This window comes from Variovorax boronicumulans (genome assembly GCF_019352895.1).
GTDB lineage: Bacteria > Pseudomonadota > Gammaproteobacteria > Burkholderiales > Burkholderiaceae_C > Variovorax > Variovorax boronicumulans_A.
Genome location: NZ_JAAAFX010000004.1, coordinates 773,222 through 785,166, shown reverse-complemented (window position 1 = coordinate 785,166; position 11,945 = coordinate 773,222). Strand labels below are relative to the sequence as shown.

Here is an 11,945-nt window from a genome sequence, read left to right as displayed (position 1 = left end):
TTCCTCCATCCATTGCATCGCATGACCCCCGACGCTACCTCCCCCCGAGCCACGCCGCCTGCCGTTGCCGCGGCACGCCCTGTCATCGACTGGTTGCAGCCGATCGGTGCACTCGAACCGTGCGGGCCGAGCCTGGAGTATGACCACGAGTACGCGGTGCTGTTCTCGCGCATGGCACCGCAGGCTGACGCTCAGTACGGCAGTTTCGTCGTCACGCGCGAGGCACCGAACTGGGCCGAAGTCGAGCGTGATTGCCAGCGGCTGCTGCTGCGTACCAAAGACATCAACCTGCTCGTGTGGCTGTGCCGCGCCCGCACGCGCCTGGGCCAGGCGACCGGTCTGGCGCATGTACTGGGCATGCTGCTCCAGGTGCTGCAGGCCTGGCCCGAAGCGGTGCATCCGCAATGGCTCATCGACGGCATGCCAGAGCCTGCGGTGCGTGCCAACGCCCTGGCTGGCTTGGTCGACCCGGAGGGGCTGCTGGCGGATGTGTGCGAGATCGTGGTGGCCTCGAGCACCGCGATGCGACTGACGGTGCGCGATGTGGAACGTGCCTTCGCCGTGCCGCGCTTGCCGGATGCGCCCAGTCCGGAATCCGTGTCGCAGCAGCTTGCCGCGTTGCGCGCCGCATCGCAGGGCCGGGCCCAGACGCCCTTGGCGCTGCTGGTGCAGGCCGCGGCGTACGTGCATGCGATCGAGGACTGGGCACGCGCCCAACTGAGCGATGAAGCGCCTTCGCTGCGCGCGCTCAGCCGCATCCTCGACCTGTTTTGCGATCCGGCGCAGAAGGTGGTTGGCCAGCCGTCCTTGCCGGAGCCTGTCGATCTTCCGGTGCATGTTTCCGAAAGCCCAGCAATGACGCCGAATCCGAGTCAGGCACGAACCCGCGACGATGTGCTCGCCGACATCCGAAGCGCCCGCGAATGGTTCGAGCGCCACGAGCCCAGCAGCCCGGTGGCGGTGTTGCTCAAGCAGGCCGAACGCATGGTCGGCAAGCGTTTTTCGCAGGTCGCCGATTCGATCCCGCTCGATCTGCTGCAAAAGTGGGAATCGGCCGAAGACGTCGAGGAGGGACGCGCATGAACGACGACGCGCTGATGCTGGCCATGGGCGGGCTGGCCGGGGGGCTGCTCGGGGCGCTGTGGGGCGGCCTGCTGGTGTGGCGGCAGATTCGTGCCCGGCTTGCGCGCGACTTGCCGATGCAGTTGGGCGCCGCCATGGCACCGCTGCTGGGTGCCCACCTTGAGCGGATGCAGTCCAACGTGATACCGGCAGTGGTTGCACCGGCTGCACTGGATGGGGGGACGCCGTCCTGGGTCGAAAGCGTATTGCAGGCGGCAACTGCGGCATCGCGCTCGGCTGCGCGCGCGGAGCAGTGCATCCACGATGTGGCCGCGTCCGCGGCAGAAACGTTCGGATCGCATCAGGCAGCGCAGCTGAGGGAACTGCGTGCCTTGCAGGACCGGATCGAGCGCTGGCAGCAGGCAGTCGAACAAGCATCGCGGTCGGCTGCAGCTGTCGTTGACTCCGCGCCCTCGGTCGCACCCGCTGCGACAGCCGCCGCCGTCATCGACCTCGAGCCGCTGCTGCTGCAAGTCGGCGCCACGCTCGATGTGCACTTCGATGCACAGGGACAGGCCTGGCAGGCGCTGCTGCAGCGCATTCCTCAGGCCTTGCAGCAGGCGCTGCAGGTGGAACTGGACTTTCTCGCGCAGCAGCAGGCGCACCGGGACGCGGCCGCCTCACTGCGTGACGACGAGCGTGCCGCAGCACTCGTTGCGCTCATCGGTGGCTTGGGGCTGTCGACAGCATCCGACCATGTGCCTGCAGGCCCCGGGGCTAGGTCACCTGCGCCGGCACTGGTACCGGTACCGCGGCCCGTGGCGCCCTCGCCGCGGGCTGTCTCCGCGCGCCCGCCCGAACTGCTGCTCACGCCCTTGCCACGCCCCGAGCCGATTTACGACGAGCCCGAGCCGGAGCCCGAACTCAGCGACGAAGAACTCGATGCGCTGCCCCCCGAACTGCCCGTGCCGGACAGACCCCGAAGACGCATCCTGCCGGCACCGAAGAAGCCGGTGCTGCGCAACCTCTGAACCGTCCCCAGAGACGGGTTGCACCAGAACACACCAGGGAGAGTCAGATGTCACACACCTTGTCCATCCACAGCCCGGCCATCCCCATGGTGGGAGGCGTTGCAGCGCTGGAGCCCGTGCGCCTGAGCGGACGCGAAGGCGTCAACAGCTTGTTCGAATACGAGCTTCTCTTGAAGACCCCGGAGGCGCTGAACCTTGGCGCCAGCGGCGCCATGGACTTCGACCTCGATGCCTTCATCGGACGCGAACTGGGCTGCGTCATCGAGCTGGACGGCTCCGGCGAGTTTGTGCCCGGCGCGGTCGGTGCGAGCGTGGACCGTGTCGGTGCCGGCAAGCGCGAGATCAACGCCCTCATCACCGACGCATGCCTGTGGGGAGAAGAAGGCCGCCACGTCCAGTACAAGCTCACCCTGCGCCCCTGGCTGCACCTGGCCACGCTGAGCACCGACTGCAAGATCTACCAGAACCAGAGCGTCGTCCAGATCCTGGAGGCGCTGCTGGGCGACTACCCCTTCCCTGTGGACAAGCGCCTGATCGAGCGCTACCCGGTACGCGACTACCAGACCCAGTACAACGAGAGCGACTTCGAGTTCTTCAGCCGGCTGTGCCAGGAGTGGGGCATCAACTACTTCTTCGAGCACAGTGACGACAAGCACCGCCTGGTGCTCATCGACGGCATGGGGGGTTACCAGAAGAACCCCAGCAAGGCCTATCAGGCGGTCGAGTACCACGCGCCGGGCTGGAAGACCGATGCGGAGTACCTGCACAGCTTCGTGCCGGCCAACCGGCTCACCAGCGGGCAGTACAGCACCCGGGACTACGACTACACGCGGCCGCGGGCCGACCTGTCGGTTGGGCGCGGCGAACCCCGGCCGACGGGGCAGGCCAATGGTGAGGTCTACCAGTGGCATGCGGGAGGCGGGAACGGCACGGGACCGGCGGGCAGCCACTACGTGCAGCCCAGAGCCGGCGCCAAGGAAGGCGCCAAGGAAGGCGGCGACCCGCTCACCGAAGGGCGCCAGCTGGCCTTGCTGCGCATGCAGGCCCTGCGCACCGCGGGCAGCCGGGCCACGGCCAGCGGCAACCTGCGCGCCATGGTGCCCGGCTGCAGCTTCAAGCTGCAGAAGCACCCGCGCGATGCGGCCAACACCGAGTACCTGATCCTGGAGACCCGGCTGCTGATCGAAGACGTGGCCCAGGACAGCCAGAACAGGGATGCGGCCCTTGGGCGCAAACAGCAGTGGAAGGTCGAAGTGGAGCTGACTGCGCATCCGTTGACCGAGCCCCTGCGCCCGGTCATGTGCCAGCCCAAGCCGCATACGCAGGGCCCGCAGGTGGCCATCGTCGTCGGCCCGGCGGGCGAGAACCTGTGGACCGATGAGCTGGGTCGCATCAAGGTGCAGTTCCCCTGGGACCGGCTGGGGCAGAAGAACGAGCACGCCAGCTGCTGGATCCGGGTCAGCTCGCCCTGGGCGGGCAACCAGCTGGGGGGCGTGCACATCCCGCGCGTCGGCCAGGAGGTGGTGGTGGACTTCATCGGGGGCGATGCGGACCTGCCGATCTGCACGGGCCGGGTGCACAACCAGATGAACCTGCCGCCGTGGGAGCTGCCGGGGCAGGGTGCCCTGAGCGGGTTCCGCAGCAGGGAGCTGACGAAGGAGGGGGGCAACAGTGCGGCGGGCAGGAGCAACCACCTGGTGTTGGACGACACCGAGGGGAAGATCCAGGCGCAGTTGAAGAGCGATCACCAATCAAGCTCGATCAGCCTGGGGTTCATCACGCGCATCGAGGACAACCAAGGCCGCAAGGACCCCAGAGGTGAAGGTTTTGAGCTGAGGACGGACGGGCACGGGGCGATACGGGCCAGTGACGGGCTGTTGATCACGACCGAGGGACGGCCCAATGCGGCCAGCCATGTGAAGTACATGGGGGAGACGGTGACGCGGCTGAAGGCCGCGCAAACGCAGCACGAAAGCCTGGCGCAAGCTGCGAGCACGGCCAAGGCGCAATCCAACGACCAAGATCAAGGCACTGTCGCCAAGACCCTCAAGGCCCAGCACGACGCCATTCAAGGCGAAGGCCAAGCTGACCGCGACAAGGCCAGCTTCCCTGAGCTGTCCGGCCCGCACCTCGTGCTCGCCTCGGCTGCTGGCGTGGCGGCCACCACATCGCAGAGCGTGCACCTGCAGGCGGGCGAGCACATTGCCGTCACCAGCCAGGCCCACACCAGCCTGAGCGTGGCCAAACGCTTGCTCATCAGCGCCAAGGACGGCCTGCGACTCTTTGCGCTGAAAAACAGCATCAAGGTGATCGCCGGCAACGGCAAGGTCCAGATTGAGGCGCACAAGGACAAGCTCGACGCCACGGCCAGGCAGGCCGTGCGCATCACGAGCAGCACCGAATCGATCCTGATTTCGGCGCCGAAGAAGGTGGTTTTCAACGGGGGTGGGAGTTTCACGGAATGGAGCGGTGCAGGCATCGTGCACGGCACCCGGGGCGCATGGGTCGAGCATGCGGGCAGTCATGTGAAGAAGGGGCCCACGAAGTTGGCGTTGGAACCGGAAGCCTTCAAAAAATGCGCTCCGAACGACTCCAGCGCCGCGACTGGCGGCGGGGCAGTCATATGAGTTCGACTTATGAGGATTTGACACCTCATCCGGGCACCACGCACAACACGCTTTCCGGATGGCCATGGCGCGACTTGCCTGACGCCCTGGTGCCGCAGTTGACGGACACCTTGGCGCACCATCTCACGACTGGTCCGTTGTATGTACTGATCGATCCATTCGCAGGTGACCTCGACCTTGGCATCGATGCCACGGGGAAGCCCCACCGGCGCATTCAAGTTCCGGGTACAGATTTGAATCAGGCCGCCGAGCAATTGCCCTTTCTTGTCGAAATCGAGGACACCCTTGATCCGCTGTTGGCTCAAAGCGTCGAATGGGCCGCTCTGGAGCACATGGTCGCGTGCGGTGCTGGCGACGGCCCCTATCGCATCGGCGGTTGGCTGCAGCCGCACGCCACCGGAAACGGCGCCGGCCTCGCACGCCAGATCGGCGCATTACTTCGCGCCAGCGGCGCGCCCCATGGTGGCCGATATCTGCGGCTTGCGGATCGACGGGTGCTGGCGCTGCTGCGGCACGCCCCGCTCTTGTCTGTGGCCATACCCGCCGCACCCACCTTGCACCCCATCGATTGGCACAAGCAGTTGCAGGGCATTGCCGCCTGGATCTACCTCGACGCGAACTTCGGGCTGCAACGCCTGGAAGGCCACCAGGGGGCGCCGACCAACGCTGCGCTGAAGTTGGACGACGCGTACTGGCAGTTATTGGGCGCCTCCGAAACCATCAACCGAACCCTGATGGCGTGGCAGGGCACGCAACACCCGCTGCCCGCCGACGCCTTGGGGCAAACGGTTCAGCACCTGGTGCTCGCTCGGGAGGCCGGCTTACGCGATCCGCAGGACTGCGTGGCCTATGCCGCCGAGGCGCTGAACTTTCCGGCCTTTTCAGCGTGGAAGAACCTGCAGGCCTACATCGCGCATTGCCAAAAGAAACAACAAGCCTTCGCCGAAGAATTGCCCTCGTTGCGCCGGCACTGGGTCACAACCCCTCTTTGACCTCTTCCTTTCAGCCTCCGCACGCGCGGCACAGAAAACACTAACCCCATGGCCGATACCTCCTGCAAGAAGTGCGAAAACAAAACCGGCATCTCGATCCTGCCGGTGCGCCTCACTGCCATCGCGATCGATCCACAGCTGGCGCCGCCCGGCGCCTTTGCGCTCAAGCCTGCCAACGACATCGGCGTCGCGCTTGGCGCAGGTCTGATTCCTCGCAAGAAGTCGAACTTGGCGCTACGCCTGCTGCGCGAAGAAGGTTTTGTCTATGTCTACTTTCCGGGCGCCACGCCGAATAGCCAGGCGAGCAGGTGGAACATCTACAAAGTCAGCGCGCGTGCCGGGCTGCTGCCGGTGGGCGAGTTCTCGCTGGGCCAGAGCGAAAAAGCCTGCAGCAAGAAACCGTCGCACCCGCACGACCTGCGCACCATCTGCATCGCAGAGCCCGACAAAGTCAAGACTGCGTGGATCGGCTTCAGCATGAACTGGTGGAGCGAGAAGGTCAAAAGCCGCATGGCCACCAGCGCAAAGTACCGCCAGGCCGCTTGCATGGTTGAAGTGCAACTCAATCAGGGGCCGCCGGCCAGCGGTTTCGAAGTGACCGAACAAGCGCTCTTCACGCGCGTGGCCGACTACTCGCTGCAACGTCTTCAACATGGCGGGGTCGACAGCGCCACGCGCTTCACAACGTCCGACCTCAGCACTTCGCTGCAGGAATCGCAGACGCTCGCGAAGGTCATGCAAAAGCAAAGCACCACCGGCAGCAAGCCCGTGGTGCTGGGCCTGTTCGACCCCGTGGGCCTGGCCGCCGACCTGAACGGCATCCGTCAGGCGCGCGACAAGCTCTTCAAGGACGAGGGCCTCAAAGCCGACACCAACGGCTGGCCCAACGTGTGCAACGCGTCGTTGAACACCCTGCAGGCCAGCATGCAGATGGCCGGCATGATGCGTGCTGAACTCGAAGGCCACGGCACGCCCATCTCCAAAAGCGAGTGGGAGACGCGGCTGAAGCCCCTGCCTTACTACCAGGGCTACGAGTGGGTTCCCTCGGCCGAAGGCGCCAGCGTCGGACACGTCGAGCTTCCTGGCAACTCCCTGCAGAAGCGAAACGTCGACCGCTATGGCAAACGCATAGGCAAACTCGACTGGAGCGGCATCCAGAGCCAAATTGACACCGGCCAACGCGAAGCCTGGCAAAAGGCACGCAACGCAACATTCGAAAAAGAGGCCGCCGAACTCGGCGAGTACGAGGCCGACTGGCTGGCGGCCATGAAGGCCAAGCCCACGCTCGATTGCTTTGCACACCACTACGACCCCGAAGACGACACGCCGCCTCACGCCTACTTCCAACCGGGGCGTGTCTACGCCAGCGAGAGCCACCTCATCCACTTCCCCCAGCCCCTGAGCACCAAAGGGCGGCGCGAAACGTACGTCAAGCAAACGCTCGATCAGGCCGTGGTCGAAGAAACGGCCGTTGCCCTGCGGGCCCTCGTCGGCAACCAGAAGGCGGCCATCACGCTGATGCACGAGATGCTCGTCGGCCGCTGGGATCGCTATTCCGACGAGAACGAAGGCATCCCCGACAACCTTCGCGACAAAACCTACGACTTCATCAAGGGCCTCGTGCCCGAAGCGGCCAGACTGAAATACGGTTGGCTGACCGACGCCGTGATGGCGTTCTCGGCGGGCCAGATCGCCGCGTTGAGCGCCGCCGTCACCAGCCTGATTCAGAGCAAGGCCGACATCGACAAGCTGGAGCCCCGCCTGGCCAAGACACTTCAAGTCGTGCTGGTGCAGCAAGCCACCGAAAGCGCGCTGGGTGCCAGCCGGCGTGGCGGCACGTTGGACATGCCGCTGCTGCGCAAGCTGGACTTCGATGCGAAAAGCGCGCTGGGCTTGATGGCCGGCTCGCCGGCCACCCGGGCGCCGACCTCGGCCTGGATGCAAAGCGCCGAGCAGGGCCAGCAGAAGGTGCGCATGCTGGTGATGGTGCGCCTGAGCGAATGGAATGCCGCCGGCGGCATGCCGAACACGGGCGACTTCGAGGTCCGGGCCCAGAAAGTGCGCCTGTTGCCCAACGACAAGGTCCTGGCGCTGGTCAAGGCCCAGCAGCAGCAAGCCCACGCGCTGGCGGCTGCCAACGAAGAGATCTTCAAAGGCAACATGGAAGCGCGCCTGGCCATCGGCGGGCTGATTGTGCAGGGGCTGGGCATGGTGTGGGCCGTGCCCAAGCTGTGGGCGGCGCTGCATGCCGAGAAGCGAAACCCCGCCCAGTTGCGCGAAGCCTGGCTGGGGGTGGCCGATGGCACATCAGGGCTGGTGGCGGCGCTGGCCGAACTGGCAAAGGCGGGGCTCACGATGCGGTTGGCCAAGACGGTGGGCAAAGCAGCGGTGGAGGCCAGCATGCGGTTGCCTGTGTTGTCGATGGCGGCGGCGCTGGCGGGGGTTGCGGGGGGGATCGTGAATGGGATGGCTTGTTGGGATAAGGCGGAGGGGGCGGCGGCCAAAGGGGATCTTGAGGCCAAGAGAGCGTATGTAGCTGCTTCAGTTTCCTTTTACGCCACCGTTGCTCCGGCCGGCGCCTTGACCGTTCAAGCTGGCGCTACTGTGGCGGCCAGATTCCTCATGCAACGCGGCATCGTGGCCGCCGCTTCCGTTACGGCACTGTCTGAACTCACGTTTGGCGGCGTGGCAATTGGCGGCGTGGCAATTGGCGGCGCGGTATCTGGTGTGGGCCTTCTCTTCCTGGGCATGGGGATCGTCTCCTTGTTGATTGCAGCGCAAGAACCCACGGAACTGGAACACTGGGCCAGCGGCTGCTATTTCGGCAAGGCGCAGCGCCGGACCAAATTCGAGAGCTTGGAGAAGGAGCAGCAAGGTCTGGAAGAAGCCTTGCATCCGAAGCCCAGGGAGGCACCCAGGTTCGATGTGGAGAAGGTCAACGAAGAGAACCGGCGCCTGACACTCAAGCCCGGCCAGACGCCCGTGTACGGAGATTGACGATGAGCACCACGCCAACCAAAAGGCGCGTCGATGTCCTGGCGCGCTTCGACCGGCACCGCATGGTCAGCGGGGATGCGACCGACTTGGGGCTGGTTCAGCAGGTGTATGCGCAGGCAATTGCGCTTGGAGGGGAGAGTGCGCAGTTCATGCGAGGGCTATCGCAGGTTGTAGCAATAGGCATGACTTGGGTCTGCGGTTTCATTTTTCAGCGGATGTGGTTGATCTATTTGGACCCAGATATGTTTATCCATGTACTTGGCTTTTGCGCGATGGTCTTTTTCGGTTTCTCCGGCCTCGGCTTCCTCATCTGGACCTACTTCCTCACCTTCTTCCTCCCTGGCGACAGCAGCGTGGTCTTCGACCGCAAGAACAAGTACGTCCACTGGGTCACGGTCGACCGCGCCAAGGCCACCGGCCTGTCGGCGCTGGGCCGCATGCCCCTGCGCGTGGTCAGCGTCCCCTGGTCTCTGATCGATGCCGAGCACCGGGCCGTCTTCCGCGCCAACACGGCCTCGGCCAGCTACGACCATGACCTGGCCTTCATCGTGCACCGCAGTGCGGCCGATCCCACCGTGATGGAAGAGTTCGGTCTGGCCCCCAGCATGTTGCTGGGCCGCGAGACAGTGCCTGCGCTCTACGAGCACATCCGCCGCTACATGGAAGAAGACGGACCCCCCTGGTCGCCCGGCGTGACCGAACCTGCGCCTTTCATCCCCAAGCCCAAGAACTGGTGGCAAAGCATGGGCCTGGTCGGCCCCTTCGGCCCCAGGTACTTGGCGTGGTGGAAACAGCATCCTGGCCTCACGCTGGCCGTGCATCTGCTGTTCCCCATCACGATCCCGGTCTATCTACTGTGGGGCTTGTTCAACTGGCTGAGCTACGCAACCGAGCAAAAGGTGGCCTGGCCGCAGAACGTGCTGGACACGCTGGGGCCGGTGCTGAAGGATGATGAGGTGCGGGCGGGCAAGGGCGGGAAGTTGGTGGCCCGGTAGTGAAGGGCGCTGTGAATTCGACGGTTTTTTGCGAGAGAAGGAGCCTGGGCAGATACGCGCAGAGTTTCGATGTAGCCGATTGAGCCAACGGCAGAACCAGCCAGAAGGACACCCCCATCTGGGGTAACTCAATGGGCGGGTGACCCATATGATCCGGCTTGGGCCTCGCAGGAGCGGATGGAGATCAGGTCGGCGTGGGGGATTTGCCTCTTGGTCAGGCTGACGGGAGACCTGCCTGCCTGGTTTGCTCCGTGGTGGCGCAAAATGGAAAATAAACAGGGAGAAAAATGACGAATGCCATTAAGGGCGAGCCGCGCGCAGGCTCGCGCACAAGTTCGATGAGGTTGCCGTTCAAAAGTCGGCAGGTTTCGCTGCTGCTGCCATTGATGCTCAGTGCATGCGGCATTTTCTCGGGCGGCAGCGGGCCTCTTCCGCAGAAGGAGGCGGCCCGCCTCGAGATCGTGATCAGTGCAGACCCGGATCTCAACACTGACACCAAAGGTCGTGGCGCGCCAATGTTGCTGCGCGTCTTCGAACTGAAGTCGGAGGTAGCGTTTCAGGAGGCCGAGTTTTTTGCGCTGCAGAACACTGCTAAAGCGGTGTTGGGGGCGGACCTTTTGGCGGTCGATCAGTTCATCATCCGGCCAGGCGAAGCGCGCGAGATCAAGCGTAAGGCCAACCCCGAGACAACAGCGATCGGGATCTTTGCTGGCTACCGGGATCTGCCCAACTCTGTGTGGCGTGTGGTGCACAAGATGCCGCCGGCGCCGGATGTCAGTTGGTACCGCGCCGTGATCCCCTCCAACAAGGCGGCCCTCAAGATCGATCTGCAGGGCAATGCCATTGTCATGACCGATAAGGATGCGAGAACGCGGTCAACACAGTTCGCCAACGAGTCGCTCAAGGGTCTCGACCAAGATTCACTCGGCGCGGCGCGCCAGCAGGCCGAGGCTGTCTCGAAGATGCCAGACGCGCTGTCGCAAGGCGCATCGAAGGTTCCAGAACTGCCCGCAGCAGACCGTATCTTCAAGAGCCCGGTCGACGGTATCCAGAAGCTCTCCTCCTCGCCCAGGTGAGCGCACCATTCATAGTCCGATCGTGACAGTTTGACCGCTGTCGCGACGTAAAACAAAAACGCCTGCTATCTATTTGATAGCAGGCGTTTTAAACGCTTACGCGTATGTTGGTGGTGGGCCCTGAGTGACTCGAACACTCGACCTACGGATTAAGAGTCCGCTGCTCTACCAACTGAGCTAAGAGCCCCTGAGAAGCATTGCTGCTATCAGGCAAGACTGCGATTATAGCCATAGAAAAAGCGCTGTCGTAGGATCCCTCCACATTCTTTGGAAAAAACTTCATGACCACTCCTGTTTCCCCCTCATCCAACCCTGCGGCGCACGTCGTCATCACAGGGGCAGCAGGCGCGCTGGGCCACGCGACGGTGCAGCGGTTCCTGGATGAAGGCGCGCGCATCGCGCTCATCGCCCGCAACGAGCAGCAGCTCATCGATGCCTTCCCGGGCCTGAACAACTCGCAGCACCTGCTGGTCGCGGCCGACGTGACGTCCGCCGACAGCATGAAGGCGGCGGCCGCGCGCATCGCGCAGGTGTTCCAGCATGTCGACACCGTGGTGCACACCGCGGGCGGCTTCGAGATGGGGCCGACCGTGCATGCGCTCGAGCGCGCAAGCTGGGACCGCATGATGGATCTCAATGCCTGGTCGTTCGTGAACGTCGCGCAGGCCTTTGCGCCGCTGATGGTCGCGCAGGGCCATGGCAGCGTGATTGCCGTGAGCGCGAAGGTCGCGGGCCGCGGCCTGGCTTCGATGTCCGCCTACATCGCTTCCAAGAGCGCGCTGCAGCGGCTGGTGGAGTCGATGGCGGCCGAGCTGGCGCCGCATGGCGTCCGGGTCAACAGCATCGCGCCGAGCGTGTTGGACACGCCCGCCAACCGCCAGGCAATGCCCGATGCGAATCCGGCCGACTGGGTGTCGACCGCCGTGGCGGCCCAGACCATCTCGTTCCTGGCCTCTTCCGCTGCGCAGGCCCTGAATGGACAGCATCTGGCGCTGGGCGCTTGAGATTGGCTGCTGGCGCCTGGCGGCTGCTCCCCTGAGATAGAACAAAAAAACCCCGGCGGCGACGTCGGGGCTTTTTGTCTGGGTTGGTGGAGAGGAGGAGGATCGAACTCCCGACCTCCGCATTGCGAACGCGGCGCTCTCCCAGCTGAGCTACCCCCCCA

The 11,945-nt window shown here is 64.6% G+C and carries 8 protein-coding genes and 2 tRNA genes; 8 read left to right on the top strand and 2 right to left on the bottom strand.

Going from position 1 to position 11,945, the window contains the following annotated elements; translation table 11 throughout:
• Positions 1-21: 21 nt before the first annotated feature.
• The 7 genes from K0H49_RS05220 (at position 22) to tssJ (ending at position 10,780) form a co-directional block, all read left to right on the top strand.
• Positions 22-1,083: a type VI secretion system protein TssA gene (locus tag K0H49_RS05220; protein ID WP_219210048.1), complete on the top strand. Its 1,062-nt coding sequence runs from the start codon at positions 22-24 to the stop codon at positions 1,081-1,083.
• Positions 1,080-2,093, top strand: coding sequence for a hypothetical protein (locus K0H49_RS05215; RefSeq protein ID WP_219210047.1), 1,014 nt, complete (start codon positions 1,080-1,082; stop codon positions 2,091-2,093). Before K0H49_RS05220 ends, K0H49_RS05215 begins: the two co-directional genes overlap by 4 nt.
• A gap of 47 nt (positions 2,094-2,140) precedes the next feature.
• Positions 2,141-4,720, top strand: a complete 2,580-nt coding sequence (locus K0H49_RS05210) for a type VI secretion system Vgr family protein (RefSeq protein ID WP_219210046.1) — start codon at positions 2,141-2,143, stop codon at positions 4,718-4,720.
• A complete protein-coding gene (locus K0H49_RS05205) occupies positions 4,669-5,712 on the top strand; it encodes a hypothetical protein (RefSeq protein WP_219210045.1) in 1,044 nt (347 codons plus the stop codon). Before K0H49_RS05210 ends, K0H49_RS05205 begins: the two co-directional genes overlap by 52 nt.
• A 48-nt stretch (positions 5,713-5,760) precedes the next feature.
• Entirely contained in the window at positions 5,761-8,709 is a 2,949-nt protein-coding gene (locus tag K0H49_RS05200) for a T6SS effector BTH_I2691 family protein (protein ID WP_219210044.1), read from the top strand.
• A gap of 2 nt (positions 8,710-8,711) precedes the next feature.
• On the top strand, positions 8,712-9,704 hold the full coding sequence (locus K0H49_RS05195; RefSeq protein ID WP_219210043.1) for a DUF6708 domain-containing protein: 993 nt from the start codon (positions 8,712-8,714) through the stop codon (positions 9,702-9,704).
• Between the two features lie 287 nt (positions 9,705-9,991).
• Positions 9,992-10,780: a type VI secretion system lipoprotein TssJ gene (tssJ, locus tag K0H49_RS05190; protein WP_219210042.1), complete on the top strand. Its 789-nt coding sequence runs from the start codon at positions 9,992-9,994 to the stop codon at positions 10,778-10,780.
• Between the two features lie 111 nt (positions 10,781-10,891).
• Here the strand turns inward: tssJ and K0H49_RS05185 are convergent.
• Positions 10,892-10,967, bottom strand: a tRNA-Lys gene (locus tag K0H49_RS05185).
• A gap of 94 nt (positions 10,968-11,061) precedes the next feature.
• Between K0H49_RS05185 and K0H49_RS05180 the strand changes: the two genes are divergently transcribed.
• Entirely contained in the window at positions 11,062-11,784 is a 723-nt protein-coding gene (locus K0H49_RS05180) for an SDR family NAD(P)-dependent oxidoreductase (protein ID WP_219210041.1), read from the top strand.
• An 84-nt stretch (positions 11,785-11,868) separates the two neighbouring features.
• On the opposite strand, the gene K0H49_RS05175 is transcribed toward K0H49_RS05180, so the two are convergent.
• Positions 11,869-11,944, bottom strand: a tRNA-Ala gene (locus K0H49_RS05175).
• Between the last annotated feature and the right edge of the window lies 1 nt (position 11,945).